The following is an 18,120-nucleotide window of genomic DNA, read 5'->3' on the forward strand; positions in this document are numbered from 1 at the left end:
CGGCTGCTCCAACTTGAGTCGATCGACCGGTAGTTCGCGGCGCGGGCGAGTGCGCGAGTGCGGTTGCATTCCGTTCGCGAAACGGGCGGCACGCGATCGATGCCGCCCGTTGCGCCGCACACCGAATCAGTTCGTCCCGTCGTACGTGACGATCTCGACCCAGTTTGCGCCCTTGCCGACCGGATACTTGCCGATTGCGTCGAGATGCCCGGTAACGCGATCGATTCGGTACACGGCCAACGTCGGCGACAGTTGCCCGGCCGCGAGCAGATACCTGCCCGACGGATCGATCGCAAAGCCGCGCGGCTGCGGTTCGGTCGCGAACGTGCCGATCCGCGCGAGCGTGCCCGACTTCGCATCGACGCGATACGCGGCGAGCGTGCTCGACGTGCGCTCCGATGCGTACAGGAAGCGCCCGTCCGGCGTCAGATGCAGGTCGGCGCCCCACGGCTTGTCGCCGTGAAAATCGGGCGGCAGGATCGACACGGTCTGGATCGCCCGCGCATCGGCGCCGCCGTGCGACAGCGCGAGCACGTGCAGCTTGCCGTCGAGTTCGTCGATCAGGTAGGCGAACCGCCCGTTCGACGAGAACACGAAATGGCGTGGACCGGATTTCTCCGGCAGCCGATACGCAGGCTCGCCCGTGTCGGTCAGCGTGCCGGTCGACGCATCGAACGGCAAGCGCAGCCACGCGTCGGCGCCGAGCACCGACGCGAACGCATAGCGGCCGTCCAGCGACGGGCGGATCGCATGCGCCATCGGGCCGGTCTTCACCGTCTGCTGCACGTCGCCGGCCACGCCGTCCGCGCCGATCCGGTTCACCGCGAGCAGGTTGCCGCCATACGACGCCGAGAACAGGTAACGGCCCGACGCATCGGTCGACACGTACGCCATGCTGTCCGCGAGCGGCGCGCGGCCCAGCTCGCTCAGCTGCCCGTCGAGCGGATTGATCGCGAAGCTGACGACGCGATACGGTGTCGAACGCAATGCCGCGTACAGGCGCCGATGATCGGGCGACAGCGCCATCGGCATCACGGCGCCGCCGACCGGCACGGTTTCGATCGCGGTCAGCGCACCGGTCGCCGTATCGACGCCGAACACCGAGATGTCGCGGCTGTCGCTGTTCGACACGTACGCATACGTCGCCGCGTGTGCCAACGAAGCCACCATCGTCAACGCGGCCGCCGCCACGGCGCGCCGCAGGAGAGTCGTTTTCATGGAAGTGACGTGAAGTGAAGAAAGTGAAGCGCGGATGCAACCGCGGCGCCGGACCACCTCGGTCGTCCGGCGCCGCGACGGGCGAAGCGTGCGATCAGAACACCGCGTGGCCGCTGATCAGGCTCGGCAGCCAGGTGGAGAAGAACGGCATGTACGTGACGATATTGATCGCGCTGAAGATCGCGAGGTAGTACGGCCACGCCATCTTCGTGGTCTCGCCGATCGACACGTTGCCGATCGCGCAGCCGACGAACTGCACCGAGCCGATCGGCGGGTGCACGAGGCCGAGCGAGCAGTTCAGCAGCAGCATGATGCCGAACTGCACCGGCCCGACCCCGCACGCCATCGCGATCGGCAGGAACAGCGGCGTCGTGATCAGGATGTGCGCGGCCATGTCGACGAACGTGCCGAGGAACACCTGGATGATGTTGATGTACAGCAGCATCAGCCAGGGCGCGGCGGTCGACTGCTTCAGCAGCCCTTCGATCGCATCCGGAATCTCCAGGTACGACATCTGGAAGCGCAGCATGTTGGACACCGCGATCAGCAGCAGCACGACGCCCGTCGTGCGCGCCGCATGCGACAGCGCGCGGCGCAGCTTCTCGGCCGTCAGCGTGCGGTAGACCACCGCGGTCAGCACGAGCGAGTAGACCACGGCGATCGCGGCCGCTTCGGTCGCGGTGGCGATGCCCTTCGCGACGCACACGAGAATGATCGCGATCACCATCAGCCCGGGCACCGCGCCGACGAAGCTGCGCAGCACCGCATACCAGCCGGGAAACCGCGGCAGCGCGGACGAGCCGTCCTCGCGGCGCGGATAGCCGTGACGCACGGCCTGCCAGTATGCGGCGGCGAGCACGAAGCCCATCACCCACAACACCGGCAACAGGCCCGAGAACAGCAGGTCGCCGATCGACACGCCGCTCACAGGCTGGCCGTGCAGCATCCCGGTGATGCCCTGCGCGGCGAACGCGTAGATGATCATGTTGGTCGACGTCGGCATCAGCGCGCCGGCGAGCGACGCATGCGTCGTCACGTTGACCGCGTACGCGGCGCTGTAGCCTTCGCGCTTCATCAGCGGAATCACCACGCCGCCCATCGCCGACGTATCGGCGGTCGGCGAGCCCGACACGCCGCCGAACAGCGTGCACGCGACGACGTTCGCCATCCCGAGGCCGCCGCGGAAGTGGCCGACGGTCGCCTGCGCGAAGCGCAGGATCCGGTCCGCGATGCCGCCGTGCAGCATCAGTTCGCCGGAGAAGATGAAGAACGGCACCGCGAGGAACGAGAACGCGTTCATCCCCGAGATCATCGCCTGCATCGCGGTCGCGATCGGCAGGCCTTCGACCATGTAGGTCAGTACGCACGCAATGCCGAGCGCGAACGACACGGGCACGCCGAGGACGAGAAAAATCAGAAAACTGACGGACAGGATCGCGAGTTCCATGGCGTTATTGTCCCGACGAAGAACGACGAAGCGCGAGCAGGTGCTCGAGCGAGAAGAGGATGATCGCAACCGCCGCGGGCATCGTGATCAGGTAGCGCACGCCTTCGGGCAGCCCGATGATCGGGATGCGGTCGCCCATCGTCTCGGCGGCCATGCTGCCGCAGCCGATCACGATCATGATCGCGAACGCGATCAGGCTCAGGTGCTGAATCGCGATGACGACCGTGCGCGCCTTCGGCGACAGCCGGCGCACCAGCGAATCGAGGCCGATATGCCCGCCGTCGCGCACCTTCATCGCCGCGCCGAACATCGCGATCACGATCACGAGCAACAGCGCGATCGGCTCGACGAAATCCGGCGCGTTGTCGAACACGTAGCGCATCACGACCGCGTAGAACACCAGCACCGTGAGCACCGCGAGACACGCCGACGCGATTCCCGCCAGCACGCGGAACAGCACGTCGTTCACGCAGCGCAACAGCGGCGCGGCGTGCGGCCGCGCGGGCCCCGCGCCGTCCGGGGCGGCAGCCGGCGAGCCCGCGGCCGCCGCGCCGTTCAGGGAAGTGCGACGCGTCACTTGGTTGCCTCGATCTCGTCGACGATCTGCTTCATCTGCGGCGTCTTTTCATACTTGGTCCACAGCGGCTGCATCGCCTTCACGAACGCCGCGCGGTCGACCTGCGCGGCCGGCACGATCTTCGCGCCGCCTTTCGTCACCAGTTGCTGCGCGGACGCCTCGCGCGCGGTCCACAGCTTCTGGTAGTACGGTACCGAATCGGCCGCCGCCTTCCTGATCGCCGCCTGCTCCTGCGGCGACAGCGTGTCCCAGACTTTCTTCGAGAACACGAGCACTTCGGGCGTCATCGCGTGCTGCGTCTCCGAGTAATCGGGCGCCACTTCGTAGTGCTTGGTTTCCTCGTACGACGGCAGGTTGTTTTCCGCCGCGTCGACGAGGCCCGTCTTCAGCCCCGTGTACACCTCGGCGAATGGCATCGGCGTCGGCGTGCCGCCCATCGCCTTGATCTCGTCGACCATCAGGTCGGACGGTTGCACGCGCACCTTCAGCCCCTTCATGTCGGCCGGCGTGCGCACCGGGCGCTTCGCGTAGATCGAGCGCGCGCCGCTCTCGTAGAACGTCAGCGCGATCATCCCCTTCGCGGTGAACGCGTCGAGGATCTTCTGGCCGGCCGGGCCGTACATCGCCTTGCGGAAATGGTCGACGTCGCGGAACAGGAACGGAAACGACGGGATCAGCGATTCCGGCACGATCTCGTTGAACGACGCGCCGTTCACGCGCGCCATGTCGATCGCGCCGATCCGCACCTGGTCGACCGTGTCCTTCTCCGAACCGAGCGCGCTGTTGCCGAACACCTTGATCGAATCCTTGCCGCCCGTCTGCTTCGACAATGCCTCGCCCATGAACTTCACGGCCATGTTGGTCGGGAAGTTGTCGCCGTGCACGTCCGCCGAGCGGAACACGCGCGCGTGCGCGGACATCGCGAAGCCGGTCATCAGCGCAACCGCCAGGGCGGTACGGGAGCCGGTGAATCGGTGCTTCATGGTGAGTCTCCTTGATGGTCGATCGTTGTTGTGCGGCGATCCGTCGGCACGCACCTGCGTCGCCGGGGCGCTTCGTCGGACCGCGGAGTCATACGTCGTATGATGTGTTGAGCGAATGTACGTCGGTTAATCGTTTAACTCACTCGGTGCATACCCCTATAACCTTTACCATCACGGGTCTTTTGCAGAAATCGGGGAACTGTATTCCCAGTATCTCAATTGTTTCGAGAAACGTTTTCCGGCGGCGAATCAGCAGGCGGTCGGACGCTGGCACCGCAGCCTCCCCGCATCCGACAGCCTTCTTTCGCTTCGCATCTCCACGTTATAGGATGACTGATCAGGCGACGCATTCGATCGATCCGGCCGGCGCGCCTACGGCAGCGAGGCGCTCGTCGGGCTCCCTGGAATGGATCGGCCGAATCCGTACGGGGTCCACGCGGGAGCGGCGCTATGACACGCGAGCGATCCGTCGCCGTCGCGCGCGGCCCGGCAGGCAGGTACGCGCGATGCTCGCCCGGACAGCGTGCCACGCGAAAGGAGCCTGTGATGTCGACCACGAAGCCATCAGCGATACCCGACCCGGCTACCCCGCCGAACGCCGGCGACGAAGGCCCGGCGGACGCGCCGGGCGTCGGCGAGGACACGTGCCGCGTGTGCCGCGGCACCGGCCGGGTGGAGGGCCAGCCGTGCACCGTCTGCGGCGGGACCGGCAAGATACTGCAGGGAATCGGCGGCGGATAGAGCCCGACGCGGCCGCGCCGGCGCGCATCGGTCGCTCAGGTCTGCATGACCAGCGACGTCAGTTGCGCGGCGCGGGCCACGTCGGTTTTCGTGTAGATCGACTTGATCTGCGCGCGGACCGTGCCGATCGATACGCCGCGCAGCGTCGCGCATTCCTGCGGCGAGCGCCCGTCGCAGCACAGCAGCACGGCGAGATCGGCCTCGGCCGACGACAGCCCGTAGAACACCCGCAAGCGCTGCGCGCGCGCCGCCGGCGAGCGCAGGTCGGCGGCCGTCATCAGCGCCGCGACCCCGGGCCGTTCACGCGCGAGGCGCGACTGTTCGGGAACGGGAATCAGCGCGAGGGGCAGCGGCTCGCCCGTCGCGCGCCGCAGCAACAGCCCGCCGCGCGCGAACGCATGTCGCCATTGCGCATCGTCGACGCAGCCTTCCGGCGCAAAGCGCCCGTTCACGATCCGCAGCGCCGGTTCCGCGGCGATCAGCTGATCGGCCGCGCGGTTCGTATAACGCAACTCGCGTCGCGCGCCGAGCAGGAACACCGGCACCGGCACGGCGTCGAGCGCGGATTCCGCGGCGGCCACGCGCGCCTCGAGCTCGCCGATGCGTGCGTGGATCCGCAGCGCCCGGCTGATGTGCGCGCCCATGATTTCGATGGTGCGGCGCTGGTCGTCGGACAGGCCCTGCGCGTCGGGCCCGCTCTGTACGCTCAGGAACGCGCCGGCGCGCTCGCCGCGGTGGATGTACAGGCCCGAGATGCTGCCGAGCCCGAACGGCTGCAGGAATTCCCGATAGAACACGCCATGTGTGCGCTGCCGCACCGACAGGTGCTTGACGTCCTCGAACCAGCGCCCTGCCGGCCAGTCGGCGGCAACCGGCACGACCGGGTCGTACAGGTAGAACTCGGTGTTGTAGCTGCGGTGGCACGCGGCCACCCATGACGAATCGTCGCCGGCCGCCCGCTCGATCGCCGGCACCCGCGCCGCATCGTCGAACGACAGCAGCGTCGCCATGCGTACGCCGACCGACAAACGCAGCCCGTCCAGCACCGCTTCCCATCGTTGATCGCCCAACGCCGCGGCGTAGACGTCATCGATCCATGCCGATGGAATCAACCCGTTCGTCTGCATCTGACCACCCCGCGCCGTGCGTTTATGTCGAACGCCGTTCGCGAATCTTACTCAATCGGTCTGGTTGTTCAAATCGGCGATGCGGGTTTGGTCGAAATACCACGTCTGTTTCCGCTTCTCGTCAGACGTAATGGTCGTTTTCGACACGGCGACGCAATCCGTGTCGACTCAGGCGACTGCCTGCGCGGTGCAGGCCGAGCGGGATGGCGGCCAGGTAAAGCAGCGACGACGACGCGATGGACCGCGTTTCGCTGACCTGCCCGACGATGTGCTTACTTCATCGCCGCGAACCGCGCTTCCATCGCGTCGATCTTCGCGAGCACGGCTTCGCTCAGCTTTCTGACGTGACGCGGCACGTTGGGCGTCGACAGCAGTTCCTCGATACGCCCGCGCCAGTAGCGCGGATGCCGGACGCGACCCGGGCCCGACATCGACACGTCGTCGACGTCCGTCTCGCTGTCCAGCAGCGCCACCATTCTCTGGATGTGAGAGAGCTCTCGTTCCACATAGTCTCGTGCGAGCATAGTGATTGACATTCCCCGAAATACGACATCAGACCTACCGCGATCCATGCGCGATCACCCGCGGCGCCAACCACGCACCGCGCACGTGGCGCATCGGCGCACGCGACGACCGCGTCGATCGCCGCGAAACGGCAGGCCTGCTCGATTGTTCTGGTGATATCCGGTCTCCGGTGCCTTGTTGACCATCGTAGGCGTACCGCTCGGCGCCGGCATCCCCAAAAGTGGGGATGCCGGCCGATATGGGCCGGGAACGGCTTCCGGAAATGACGGGGTGGAAAAACGGCGGGTGCGTCACGGCGCGACAGATTCCCGACAACACGATGGCGCGCGTTGCGGCGAGTCGCGCGGGTTTCACATCTGACGAATGGAGCGCCGGCAAGCCCGGCACGATCCGCTCTTTCCGCGCGGACCTGCTCGAACCCCGATCGCACGCCGACGCGATGGCCGATTGCGGCACGGTGTTCCCTCCCGCGTCGCCCTTCACGATCACGGTCGGCGATCCGCGGAAGGCGCTGGCCGATCCGGCGGCGCTCGGCACGCGCACCGTCTCGAGACGGCAAAACCGTACGCCGTCGCCTGCGGCGTGTCGTGCCGACCAGCAGTTGCGCCGCGATCTCCGGCGACAACGCCTATCTCGCGGCGACGTCCGATGGTGTGTTCACCGAAGCAACCTGGGAACACCGGTTCGTCGCTGCCCCGTCAACCCGGTTCGTATTCGAAGACGGTTGCCGGGCGCGAAGGATGGAAGATCGCCGCAAAGCGGCTCGTTCCGTCGGCCCGGCCACTCCGGATCAACCGACAGCGGCGCCGCGATTCAGCCCGAAGATGAAATCGGCTTCGACCGCCGCGCCCTTCGGCAATTGCAGCACGCCGACCGACGAGCGCGTATGGACACCGGCGTCGCCGAGCACCGCGTACAACACGTCCGACGCGCCGTCGGCCACTTCGCTTTGCATCGTGAAGCCCGGTGCGCTTCGCACGTACACGGTCATGCGCGGCACCGTCGCGATCGCATCGAGCGTGCCGCACTGGTTGCGGATCAGCGACAGCGCACGCAGCGCCGAGATACCGGCCGCGCGGCGGCCGTCGTCCAGCGAAACGGATTCGCCCACGATACCGACGAAATGCACGACTTCCCCGATTCGCGGAATCTGGCCGGCAATGTAGGCCGTCCTGCCATCGACCAGAACCGGCGTGTACTTTCCGCCAATACGGATCGTTTCGTCCGGATCGAATCCGAAATCGGCGGCGACCTGTTTCAGTCTGTCATCCCTGTTCATCAGTGAATTCCCCAATCCTTCTGAAAAGAGATAAAGAATAATTGAGTCTCCGAAGCTTGTCCCGCATGAGAGGATCGGACGCAAACGATCCAATCGAACCACTTCTCAGGTGTTCGAAGCAGTCGCGCATTGCCATATCGACAATGGAATTCGTAGTCGGCGCAATTTTCTTCATCATTCGGGCTGAAACCGCTATCATGTATGGACACAACCTGAAGAGTGATATATGGCAACTTACAAGGAACTGAAAGCCCAAATGGATGCTTTGGCCGAAAAAGCCGAAGCAGCGCGCGTCGCGGAATTCCAGGCGATCGTCGACGACATCCGCACCAAAGTCGCGGAATACGGCATTACCGAAAAAGACATTTTCGGTACGCGCCGCGGTCGGCCGTCCAAACAGGCGGGCGCCCCCGTGCAGGCGAAGTATCGCGATCCGAAGACCGGGGCGACCTGGTCGGGCCGCGGTCGCGCGCCCGCATGGATCAAGGATGCGAAGAATCGCAATCGATTCCTGATCCAGGAATAAGATTCCCGCCCTGTGCCGGCGCGCGATTGAACGCGCTGTCCGGCGATTGCGGCATTGATTGGGGCATCGATACCGGCGGTATTCCCAGGCCGCACCGGTAGACGAGGTTTTGCCCGATCGGCGTGTCGCGCACCGGTCTATCGACCGCGCGTGCCGCACGCCAATCCTTTTCTTCAGCGTTCGTAATAGACGGCAAGCCAGACGGTTGGCACTTCGTCATGCGTCCACGTGACACGATGGCGGCAATGCGGCTCGATCAGCACGTAATCTCCGGCGTGCATGTCGAGCCGCGTTGCATTTTCTTCGAATTCGAGCACGGCCGCACCGGACAGCAGCACGACCCATTCGGCCCGCGCGTCGTCATACCAGAATCCGTCCGGGCTCGCGTGCCCCATCGATACGATTCGCTCGACATTCACGCGCGCGCCCGTCACGAGCATGTCGATTCGCTCGTCGCCGCCGCGCCGCCCTTCGACGCTGAATAAATTACCGGTTTGAAGTGGCATGGCTTCGCCTCGTCATTGACTGTCGGGTAAAGGATACGGGTTTAAAGGCGCCGGGCAATGTCCGCTGCACGCTGACGTCGCCCGGGTTTGCACGAATGTCGTTAAAAGCCGCGTCAAAAAGATGAAGAATGACGGCGATTTCACCGGCGCTCATTCGTTGCAGCGATAAAGCACGCACCGGCATTCTTTTAGCGACGTGCATGTCACCACGGGCCATTTCGGTTAAAGCGGGCCGACATCCGGCCGGCCTGCGCAGCGTCGAGCCTGGGCTGTTCACGCGAATAACGGGCTTGCGAACGTGTGTCGATCGACGCATTTTCCGTTCGCTGCCCGGCATGAGCAAGCATCGGCCCGTACATTCATTCTTTATTTCGATTCGCGGTTGCGTTTGTTCGATCAGCGACGATATTGTCCGGGCCGTCGATATCGATACGGGCGCCAACGAAGTGCCGGCCCTCGCGGCGCCCGGCATCGATTGGCGCGTCGCGCATCCGGGCACGCGTCTTCGCCGGTCGTTTGAAATCCCGCCCGGCGGCTCGCGTCAGACCATCCCCCTCAACCACCCCAGCAACGCCGCCTGCGCACTCCCGTCCGCCACCGGCGCCGGCGTCAACAGGTAGTAATCCGATCCATCCTCGACAAATCCCATCGGGGCAACCAGTACACCGCTTTCGATATCGTCGCGCACCAGGTGCCACGGCCCGATCGCCACCCCGAGCCCCGCGACGGCCGCCTGCAAACTGAAGTAGAAGTGATCGAACCGCTGCCCGCGCCGGCCCGCGGCCGGCTGATTCGCGGCCACCGCCCATGCATTCCACGCGTCCGGCCGCGTCCGCGCATGCAGCAGCACTGCGTCGTGCTTCAGCGCACGGGCGCCGCGACGCGACGCAAACCACGCGCCGACCTTGTCCGGCCGGCAAACCGGCCCCACCCGTTCGGCGAACAGATGCTCGGCGTGATACGCCGCCGGCCACGCGAAATCGTTGCGACGAATCGCCATGTCGATACCGCCGTCGAACGAGAACGGCCCGCCCGCGGCGGCCAGATGGATGTCGATGCCTGCATGCCGCGCCTGGAAATCCGGCCAGCGCGGGATCAGCCAGCGCATCAGCAGCGTCGGCTCGCACGACAGGACCGACCGCCGCGTACGGGCGGCCTCGGCGCGCAACGTGTGGGCGGCGTGACGCATCAGCCCCAGGCCATCGTGGACGGCCTGGGCGAGCGTGCGGCCCGCCTCGGTCAGGAACACGCGACGACTGCGCCGCTCGAACAGCGCCACGCCCAGATCGTCCTCGAGCAGACGCACCGCGCGGCTGACCGCGCCGTGGGTCAGGCACAGCTCGTCGGCCGCGCGGGTGAAATTCTCGTGGCGCGCCGCCGCCTCGAAACAACGCAGCGCCATCAGCGACGGCAAGCCGGTACGGATCGATTGTGATTCAGACTCACCATTCCGGTCAGAAAGCATCGTTTTTCCCGATGAAGCATGGTGGGTAGGATTGTGCCACCAAGACATCGATCGCGGGAGCGACGCCATGACCGAGTTGATAGTCGTAGTCACCATTACGCTGCTGGCCGTCATCAGCCCCGGCCCGGACTTCGCGATGGTCACGCGCAACAGCCTGATGCTGTCGCGTCGTGCCGGCGTGCTCACCGCATGCGGGATCGGGCTCGGCGTGATCGTCCACGTGAGCTACACGCTGCTGGGCGTCGGGCTCCTGATCCGTCAGTCGCTGTGGCTCTTCAATGCCGTCAAGCTGATCGGCGCGATCTATCTGATCTACCTCGGCGCAAGAATGCTCATGACGAAAGCCGGCGATGCGCAAGCCGACGCCGCCGTCGCGCCGCTGTCCGATCTCGCCGCGCTGCGCACGGGCTTCCTGACCAATGCGCTGAACCCCAAAACCACGGTATTCATCGTCAGCCTGTTCATGCAGGCCGTCCGGCCCGACACGCCGTTGATCGTGCAGATCGGCTACGGCGCATTCATCGCGGGTGCACACGCCGGCTGGTTCAGCCTCGTGGCGATCTGTTTCTCGGCCACGCGTGTTCGCGATCGCCTGCTGTCGCTGCGGCACTGGATCGACCGCACGTTCGGATGCCTGCTGGTGGGCTTCGGCGTCGCGCTCGCCATCGCACGTGGCGCGCGCTGACGCTCGCCCCTCGGCGCATACGCGGCGCCGATTGCCCGACGCGCGTATGCACGGCGCTCGTATGCACGACGCCCGTATGCACGACGCCCGTATGCACGGCACCCGTATGCACGGCGCCGGCAACCTCAGAACGTACGCGCGATCGCCCGTGCTTCGTCGATCGCCCGGCTCCGATCGACCTTCCCGTCCGGGCCGAACAACGTGCGCTCGACGACGATCCCGGTGATGTCCGTCACGCCCACGAACTTGAGCCACGTTTCCATGTAAGGGCGCTGCAGATCGAACTCGGCGGCCGGCGTAAACGACCCCGGCGACTGATAGGCAAGCCCGCGCGCGTAGACCACCGCCGCCTTTTTCCCGGCCAGCTTGCCGGTAAAACCCGTTTCGTCGAACGTGAACAACACGTCCTTCTGCGAGATCACGTCGATCAGATGCTTGAGCTTGTACGGAATGCTGAAATTCCACAGCGGCACGCCGAACAAAAACCTGTCCGCTTCGTGGAACGGCGCCGCGAGCCGTTCGATCTGCCGCCACGCGGCCGCCTGCTCCGGCGTCAACGCCGTGCCGCTCAATCCCGCATATTTCGCGGCGAGCGCGGCCCCGTCGAATTCGGGCATCGGCAGATCCCAGATGTCGAGCTTCCGGATCTCGTGATCGGGATGAGCCTGCCGGTAGGTGTCGAGAAATGCATCGCACACCTCGATGGATGCCGAATAGGCCTTGTTGGGTGAGCCTTCGATATAGAGCACGCGTGTCATGGAGCCGGTCCTTGTCAGGAGTGACGGCGGCGCGCCCCATGCGCGCTCGCCCACCGTGCTTCGCAGCCTACCGGGTCGGCCTATAATCTGGAAGCGATATTAATTGATCGAATTAACCCAAACGGGTGATGAATGAATCCTCCCCTCGACACGGCGCTCCTTCATACGTTCGTCGCGGTCGCCGACGTGCGCAGCTTCACCGGCGCCGGGCGCCGGCTGAATCTCAGCCAGTCCGCGGTCAGCGCGCAGATCGTTCGCCTCGAAGAACAGGTCGGCCAGGCGCTGCTCGTGCGCAATACGCGCAGCGTCACGCTGACCGGGCATGGCGAAACGCTGCTCGGCTACGCGCGCGCGATGCTCAACCTGAGCGAGGAAGCGCGGGCAAGGCTCGGAACGGATCGAGCGGCCGACGTCAAGCTGAGGATCGGCGTATCGGAGGACTTCGCGGGCGGCTGGCTGCCCGACCTGATGCGCCGCCATGGCGCCGCCCGGCGCGGCCTGCGGCTGGATCTCGCCGTCGATATCGGCGACAGCCTGTTTCGCCGGCACGCACGCGGCGAATTCGATGTCGTGATCGGGAGCCGCTGCTCGCACGCGGGCCACGGCACGACGTTGTGGCAAGAGCCGCTCGCCTGGGCATTCGCGCGCCACGAGCCGCTTCCGGAAGGCGACGTGCCGCTCGCGTGCTTCCCCGATCCGTGCCCATACCGCGGCGCCGCGATCAAGGCGCTCGCGCTGGCCGGCATGCGCTACCGGATCGCGTGCGAAAGCCCGAGCGTGGCCGGCGTGCTGGCGTTCGCACGGGCCGGCATCGCGATCGCGCCGATGCCGCGCAGCGCGATCGACGACACGCTGCGGGAACTGGGGCCGCCCGAGGGCTTGCCGCGGCTGCCCGATATGGAATTCGTGATGATGCACGACCCGCGGATGCCGGCGGCCGTCGAATTCGCCGCGACGATTCTGGACGAGACGGCGGCCCGCACGGGCGCCGGCAAGCGCCGCCATCGTCACGGTGTCACGCCTGCATGAACGCCCACGGGCCGCGGCGCCGGCACATGCGGAAGGCCGCGCGTCGTGCGTGGCGCGGCCGCGGTGCTACCGCGCGGGACGCAACGCGAAACCCGTCAGCGCGCCGGCGACACAGAGCACGCCTACGTACAATTCCGGCGCGTGCGGATTCGTCTTCAGCATCAACGACACGAACACCGGCGTGAGGCCGCCAAACAGCGCATACGCGACGTTGTACGAAAACGAGATGCCGGAAAAGCGTACGGCCGGCGGAAACGCGCGCACCATCGCGACCGGAATGGCCGCGACCGCACCGACGAAGAAGCCGCAAGCCGCGTAAAGCGGCAGCAGCAGCGACGCATCGACGGCGAGCCGCGCGGCCATCAACCAGAACGATGCACCCAGCAACAGGCAGCCGACGAAGATCGTGCGCGCCGTGCCGATTCGCCCCGCGATCGACCCGGCGACGACGCATCCGATCGTCAGGCAGAACGTCGCGGCCGAATTGGCCTGCAGCGCGAGCGCGGGCGCGATATGGAAGCGCTTGGCGACGAGCGTCGGCGTCATCAGGATCACGACGACGATCGCCGCGGTGAGCGTCCAGGTGAGGATCATCGACGCGATCACCGCGCGGCCGTGGTCGCGCAGTACCGTCTTCAACGGCGCCTCGGCGACGAGCGCCCGGTTCCGCTTCATTTCGACGAATACGGGCGTTTCGTCGAGCCAGCGCCGCAACAGCGCCGACAGCACGCCGAACAACCCGCCGACGACGAACGGCAGCCGCCACGCATACGCGTCGATCGCGGCCGGCGAATAGTGATGGTTGATCGCGGACGCGATCAGCGAGCCGAGCAGGATGCCGAGCGTCAGGCCGCCCGTGAGCAGCCCGCACGCGTAGCCGACATGGCGCGGCGGCACGTGCTCGGCCACGAACACCCACGCGCCAGGCACTTCGCCGCCCACCGCCGCCCCCTGCAACAGCCGGCACACCAGCAGCAGCACGGGCGCGGCGATCCCGAGGGACGCGTAGGTCGGCAGCAGGCCCATCGCGAGCGTCGGCAGCGCCATCAGCATCACGCTCAGCGTGAACATCCGCTTGCGGCCGACGAGATCGCCGAAGTGAGCCAGCACCACGCCGCCGAGCGGCCGCGCGAGATAGCCGGCGGCAAAAATGCCGAAGGTCTGCAGCTGGCGCAGCCAGTCGGGAATCGCCGGCGGAAAGAACAGCTGGCCGATGACGGCCGCGAAGAACACGTAAATCACGAAGTCGTAGAACTCGAGCGCGCCGCCCAGCGCCGCGAGCACGAGCGTTCGGTGATCGCTGCCGGTCAGCGGGCGGTTCGGTACGGCCGGAAGCGAAAGCGGATGGGTGGAATTCATCTTCTGAAAAAGGTCCGGAGGAAGGGGAAGCGGGAGACGCCGACGGCGTGCTACTGGCTAACAACACCTGAGCAGTAGCGGTCATTCCATTGCGTGACGATGATTCGGCACACGGTTCGAGACCGGTCGCCGCCCCATCGGGAATAGTTGGCGCGACTCGCGTGTTCTATACCAATGGGTGGGCCCGTTGGCCCGGCCCGTCACATGCGGATACCGCATGCATGACACGTCGACGGTTTCCCATCTGGAGCAATCATGCGGTTTGCGGTTCTCGGCGCCGGCGCGGTCGGCTGCTACTTCGGCGGCATGCTCGCGCTGCACGGCCATGATGTCGTGTTCATTGGCCGGCCGCTTCACGTCGACGCGATCCGCGCCCACGGCCTGCGCCTGCATACGCGCACGTTCGACCAGCGCGTGCCGGTCGACGCATCGATCCAGACCGACGCGGCCCGATCGGCCGAGGTCGTCCTCGTCTGCGTGAAGTCCGGCGATACCGCCGACGTGGCACGCGCGTTGCGCGACGTGCTGGCCCCGCACGCGATCGTGGTCAGTCTGCAGAACGGCGTGGACAACGCCGCGCTGCTGCGCGCCGAGCTCGACCGCCCCGTCATTTCGGCTGCCGTCTACGTGGCGAGCGAAATGGCCGGCCCGGGCTACTTGCTGCACCATGGCCGCGGCGATCTCGCGATCGAGGCGTCGCCGTCCAGCGAGCGGCTCGCGCACGTGCTGCGCGAAGCGGGCATTCCGACCCGGATCGACGACGACGTGCGCGCGACGCTCTGGCGCAAGTTCATGCTGAATTGCGCGTACAACGCAATTTCCGCGATCGTGCATCTGCCGCTCGGCGAGATGCCGCATCGCGACGCGCTGCGCGCGACGATGGGCGCGGCCGTCGCCGAGTGTCTCGCCGTGGCGGCCGCCGAAGGCGTCCATTTCACCGAGGGGCCGGCGGAGATCGTCGCGCAAATCGAAGCGACGATTCCCGCCGGCCAGTATTCATCCACCGCGCAGGATCTCGCGCGTGGCAAACCGTGCGAGATCGACCACCTGAATGGCGCGATCGTGCGGCGCGGGCTGGCCGCGGGCATCGATACGCCGGTCAACCGGACGCTCCATTTGCTCGTGAAGATGCTCGAAGCGAAGGCCGCCGCCCGCGCGTGACGGGCGGCGGTCGATGCAAACCCGCTTGCGCCGTGCAGGTTCTCCGCACCGCTCCCCGGTCAGCCCGCTTCGTCACCGGGTCGCGGCGTTTGCCGTTGCGCAGCGCCGGATACCGCCGGTCATCCCCGTTCGGCGAACAATCGCTCGAGCGCGGCGGCGATGCCTGCACCGTACGCCGGGTCCGCCCGCGAGCAGTTGTCGATGTGACGCTGCCGCACCGCCGGCGACACGCCGGCAATCTGCCGTGCGGTGGTGTCGAACAAACGCTGCCGCTGCCGTGCGTCCATCAGCCGGAACAAATCGCCGGGCTGCTGGTAATGGTCGTCATCGACGCGATGATCCCAGTGCGCGGCCGCGCCGTCGAGTTCGAGCGGCGGTTCGTCCAGTTGCGGCCGGTCCGACCACGCGCCGCTGCTGTTCGGCCAGTACGCGGGCGCGCCGCCGAGATTACCGTCGGTGCGCATCGCGCCGTCGCGGTGATAGCTGTGGAACGGGCACTTCGGCGCGTTCACCGGAATATGCGCGAAGTTCACGCCGAGCCGGTATCGCTGCGCATCGCCGTAGGAAAAGAGGCGCGCCTGCAACATCCGGTCGGGCGAATAGCCGATGCCCGGCACGACGTTCGCGGGCGAGAACGCGGCCTGCTCCGTTTCGGCGAAGAAATTGTCCGGATTGCGGTTCAGTTCGAATTCGCCGACCTCGATCAGCGGAAATTCGGCCTTCGGCCATACCTTGGTCAGGTCGAACGGGTTGAACCGGAACGCTTTCGCCTGCGCATCAGTCATCACCTGAATGTACAGCGTCCAGCGCGGGAAATTGCCGGCCTCGATGCTGTCGTACAGATCGCGCTGATGGGTTTCGCGGTCCTTCGCGATCAGCGCCTCGGCCTGCGCATCGGTCAGGTTCTCGATGCCTTGCTGCGAGCGGTAGTGGAATTTCACCCACGTCCGTTCGTTCGACGCATTGATCATGCTGTAGGTATGGCTGCCGAAGCCGTGCATGTGCCGGTACGAGCGCGGAATACCGCGCTCGCTCATGACGATCGTCACCTGGTGCAGCGCCTCGGGAAGCAGCGTCCAGAAATCCCAGTTGTTTTCCGCGCTGCGCATGCCCGTGCGCGGGTCGCGCTTGACGGCATGGTTGAGATCGGGAAAGCGCAGCGGATCGCGAAAGAAGAACACCGGCGTATTGTTGCCGACGATATCCCAATTCCCTTCCTCGGTGTAGAACTTCAGCGCGAAGCCGCGGATGTCGCGCTCCGCATCGGCCGCGCCGCGCTCGCCGGCCACCGTCGAGAAGCGGACGAACATCGGCGTCTGCTTGCCGATCCCGGAGAACAGTTTCGCCTTCGTATACCGCGAAATGTCGTGCGTCACGGTGAAGGTGCCGTATGCGCCGGCACCCTTCGCATGCATCCGGCGCTCCGGGATCACTTCGCGATCGAAGTGCGCGAGCTTCTCGATCAGCCAGACGTCCTGCAGCAACGCGGGGCCGCGCGGGCCGGCCGTCTGGATGTTCACGTTGTTGCTGACTGGTGCGCCGTTCGCATGCGCAAGTTCGCGCGGAACCCGATTCTCTGACATGTCCAGTTTCCCCCAACCGTCTGCGGTTTCGATTCGTCAGTCGCGCGCATCCCGCCACGGGTTCAGGTATCGCGCGTCGTGAGGACGGCCGTCGGCCGATCCATGCATCGATTAGAAACGGGCGATGTATCCGGGATTTGTCTGGCGTGTATCCGTTTGTACGCGCCGCGCCGTCACGCCTGTTCGGACCATGCCGGCACGCACCCGCGATGCGGTGAAGCCGTAGCGGCGGCGTCGCGCGCCGCACGGGATCGCCTCATCGCGACATCGCGGTGCCGGCAACCTCGGCGTGCCCATTCGTGTTGCTTACGATCGTTCATCGGCGGCGATCCGCTCGCCGAGCGCGCCGAGGTCCGTCTCTCCGGCCGCCGCGATCAGCGCGTAGGCCAGGCTGGCCCGGCGCCAGGTCACGACGTCCATGTTGCCGACCTGCCGACGGCCGGGCGCGGTATCGGGTCGTTCGTCCTTCATCACGCACAGCGCGACGGGCAGGCCCTTCTCGGGCAGATAGACGATCTGCACGAGCGGCTTGCGGTTGAAGTTCAGGCGCTGGATGCGCTTGAACGTCAGACCGGCCGCGCGCAAGTCCGGAATCCGGATCGGCAGCCCGTCGACACGGTGAACGCTGTCGACCGTACGCGCGACGGCAGCGAGATCCGATGCGTCGGACGCCACCGTATCGCGCGTGTAAAGCTGCTGGTAGTTCACGGCCGCCGTGATCCATGGCGACATCGTCGCCTGCGCGGTCACGGATTCGCGCTGTGCCGCGACATCGCGCACAGCCGTGTCCGGGGCGTGGCGCAGGATGGCGCCGCAACTGAACGCGCCGGCGACGAAGGCCACCGCGAGCCACGGCACCATCGCGCGCATGGGTGAGCGCCCGGGCGGCGAGGCCGGCACCGCGGCGCGCCGATCGTCTGCGTTCGCGAACGGCGCCGCCGGCGCGGCATGCGCGTGCGCGAGCCCGTCGACCTCGCGGACGAGGCGCGGCGGCACGGGCGGCACCGGCTGTCGCTCGAACGCACGCCGATACGGCAACACCGACGCTTCGAACAACGCAACGCGCGCGGCGATCTCTGCCGACGTTTCGATCGCCCTGTCGACTTCTGCGCGTTCATGCGGCGCAAGTTCGCCATCCACGTATGCCATGA

Annotated in this window: 19 protein-coding genes; 6 read left to right on the forward strand and 13 right to left on the reverse strand. The window is 66.4% G+C overall.

Going from position 1 to position 18,120, the window contains the following annotated elements:
• Positions 1 to 126: 126 nt before the first annotated feature.
• From KPB06_RS10070 to KPB06_RS10085, 4 genes are all read right to left on the reverse strand, one after another.
• Complete coding sequence (locus KPB06_RS10070) at positions 127 to 1,218, reverse strand: lactonase family protein (RefSeq protein ID WP_275905484.1); 1,092 nt, start codon at positions 1,216 to 1,218, stop codon at positions 127 to 129.
• 94 nt (positions 1,219 to 1,312) lie between these two features.
• On the reverse strand, positions 1,313 to 2,665 hold the full coding sequence (locus KPB06_RS10075; protein WP_006481162.1) for a TRAP transporter large permease: 1,353 nt from the start codon (positions 2,663 to 2,665) through the stop codon (positions 1,313 to 1,315).
• Between the two features lie 4 nt (positions 2,666 to 2,669).
• Positions 2,670 to 3,242 (reverse strand): TRAP transporter small permease, encoded by a 573-nt coding sequence (locus KPB06_RS10080; RefSeq protein WP_059579196.1) that lies wholly within the window; start codon positions 3,240 to 3,242, stop codon positions 2,670 to 2,672.
• A complete protein-coding gene (locus KPB06_RS10085; RefSeq protein WP_089465933.1) occupies positions 3,239 to 4,225 on the reverse strand; it encodes a TRAP transporter substrate-binding protein in 987 nt (328 codons plus the stop codon). Before KPB06_RS10085 ends, KPB06_RS10080 begins: the two co-directional genes overlap by 4 nt.
• A gap of 546 nt (positions 4,226 to 4,771) precedes the next feature.
• On the opposite strand from KPB06_RS10085, the gene KPB06_RS10090 reads away from it, so the two are divergent.
• Positions 4,772 to 4,966: a hypothetical protein gene (locus tag KPB06_RS10090; protein ID WP_081066444.1), complete on the forward strand. Its 195-nt coding sequence runs from the start codon at positions 4,772 to 4,774 to the stop codon at positions 4,964 to 4,966.
• A gap of 35 nt (positions 4,967 to 5,001) precedes the next feature.
• On the opposite strand, the gene KPB06_RS10095 is transcribed toward KPB06_RS10090, so the two are convergent.
• The 3 genes from KPB06_RS10095 to KPB06_RS10105 form a co-directional block, all read right to left on the reverse strand.
• Positions 5,002 to 6,093, reverse strand: a complete 1,092-nt coding sequence (locus KPB06_RS10095; RefSeq protein ID WP_089465934.1) for a helix-turn-helix transcriptional regulator — start codon at positions 6,091 to 6,093, stop codon at positions 5,002 to 5,004.
• A 272-nt stretch (positions 6,094 to 6,365) separates the two neighbouring features.
• Entirely contained in the window at positions 6,366 to 6,617 is a 252-nt protein-coding gene (locus KPB06_RS10100) for a hypothetical protein (RefSeq protein ID WP_059639011.1), read from the reverse strand.
• A gap of 791 nt (positions 6,618 to 7,408) precedes the next feature.
• Positions 7,409 to 7,897, reverse strand: coding sequence for a RidA family protein (locus KPB06_RS10105; protein WP_099318237.1), 489 nt, complete (start codon positions 7,895 to 7,897; stop codon positions 7,409 to 7,411).
• Positions 7,898 to 8,123: 226 nt separating this feature from the next.
• Between KPB06_RS10105 and KPB06_RS10110 the strand changes: the two genes are divergently transcribed.
• Positions 8,124 to 8,423, forward strand: a complete 300-nt coding sequence (locus tag KPB06_RS10110) for an H-NS histone family protein (protein WP_059579211.1) — start codon at positions 8,124 to 8,126, stop codon at positions 8,421 to 8,423.
• Positions 8,424 to 8,596: 173 nt separating this feature from the next.
• Here the strand turns inward: KPB06_RS10110 and KPB06_RS10115 are convergent, their stop codons facing one another.
• Positions 8,597 to 8,929: a cupin domain-containing protein gene (locus tag KPB06_RS10115; protein WP_226094168.1), complete on the reverse strand. Its 333-nt coding sequence runs from the start codon at positions 8,927 to 8,929 to the stop codon at positions 8,597 to 8,599.
• A 128-nt stretch (positions 8,930 to 9,057) separates the two neighbouring features.
• Here KPB06_RS10115 and KPB06_RS10120 point away from each other — a divergent pair, with 128 nt between their 5' ends.
• Positions 9,058 to 9,549 carry a hypothetical protein gene (locus tag KPB06_RS10120; RefSeq protein WP_275905483.1) on the forward strand — a complete coding sequence of 164 codons (492 nt, stop codon included), beginning with the start codon at positions 9,058 to 9,060 and terminating at the stop codon, positions 9,547 to 9,549.
• Here KPB06_RS10120 and KPB06_RS10125 read toward each other — a convergent pair.
• The gene (locus KPB06_RS10125) at positions 9,471 to 10,394 is read right to left on the reverse strand and encodes a LysR family transcriptional regulator (RefSeq protein WP_275905529.1); all 924 of its coding nucleotides are present in this window, start codon (positions 10,392 to 10,394) and stop codon (positions 9,471 to 9,473) included. The genes KPB06_RS10120 and KPB06_RS10125 overlap by 79 nt on opposite strands.
• Positions 10,395 to 10,461: 67 nt before the next feature.
• Between KPB06_RS10125 and KPB06_RS10130 the strand changes: the two genes are divergently transcribed.
• Positions 10,462 to 11,079: a LysE family translocator gene (locus KPB06_RS10130; RefSeq protein ID WP_275905482.1), complete on the forward strand. Its 618-nt coding sequence runs from the start codon at positions 10,462 to 10,464 to the stop codon at positions 11,077 to 11,079.
• A 125-nt stretch (positions 11,080 to 11,204) separates the two neighbouring features.
• Here the strand turns inward: KPB06_RS10130 and KPB06_RS10135 are convergent, their stop codons facing one another.
• Positions 11,205 to 11,837 (reverse strand): FMN-dependent NADH-azoreductase, encoded by a 633-nt coding sequence (locus tag KPB06_RS10135; protein WP_060309953.1) that lies wholly within the window; start codon positions 11,835 to 11,837, stop codon positions 11,205 to 11,207.
• 132 nt (positions 11,838 to 11,969) lie between these two features.
• Here KPB06_RS10135 and KPB06_RS10140 point away from each other — a divergent pair, with 132 nt between their 5' ends.
• A complete protein-coding gene (locus KPB06_RS10140; RefSeq protein WP_059579224.1) occupies positions 11,970 to 12,866 on the forward strand; it encodes a LysR substrate-binding domain-containing protein in 897 nt (298 codons plus the stop codon).
• Between the two features lie 66 nt (positions 12,867 to 12,932).
• Here KPB06_RS10140 and KPB06_RS10145 read toward each other — a convergent pair whose 3' ends face one another.
• Positions 12,933 to 14,225, reverse strand: coding sequence for an MFS transporter (locus KPB06_RS10145; RefSeq protein ID WP_059639005.1), 1,293 nt, complete (start codon positions 14,223 to 14,225; stop codon positions 12,933 to 12,935).
• Positions 14,226 to 14,480: 255 nt separating this feature from the next.
• On the opposite strand from KPB06_RS10145, the gene KPB06_RS10150 reads away from it, so the two are divergent.
• Positions 14,481 to 15,386 (forward strand): ketopantoate reductase family protein, encoded by a 906-nt coding sequence (locus tag KPB06_RS10150; RefSeq protein ID WP_059579231.1) that lies wholly within the window; start codon positions 14,481 to 14,483, stop codon positions 15,384 to 15,386.
• A 119-nt stretch (positions 15,387 to 15,505) separates the two neighbouring features.
• On the opposite strand, the gene KPB06_RS10155 is transcribed toward KPB06_RS10150, so the two are convergent.
• Together KPB06_RS10155 and KPB06_RS10160 are read right to left on the reverse strand one after the other, a co-directional pair.
• Positions 15,506 to 16,969 (reverse strand): catalase, encoded by a 1,464-nt coding sequence (locus KPB06_RS10155; RefSeq protein ID WP_275905481.1) that lies wholly within the window; start codon positions 16,967 to 16,969, stop codon positions 15,506 to 15,508.
• Between the two features lie 306 nt (positions 16,970 to 17,275).
• On the reverse strand, positions 17,276 to 18,118 hold the full coding sequence (locus tag KPB06_RS10160) for an anti-sigma factor (protein ID WP_275905480.1): 843 nt from the start codon (positions 18,116 to 18,118) through the stop codon (positions 17,276 to 17,278).
• Positions 18,119 to 18,120: the final 2 nt, after the last annotated feature.

Source organism: Burkholderia semiarida (genome assembly GCF_029268935.1).
GTDB lineage: Bacteria > Pseudomonadota > Gammaproteobacteria > Burkholderiales > Burkholderiaceae > Burkholderia > Burkholderia semiarida.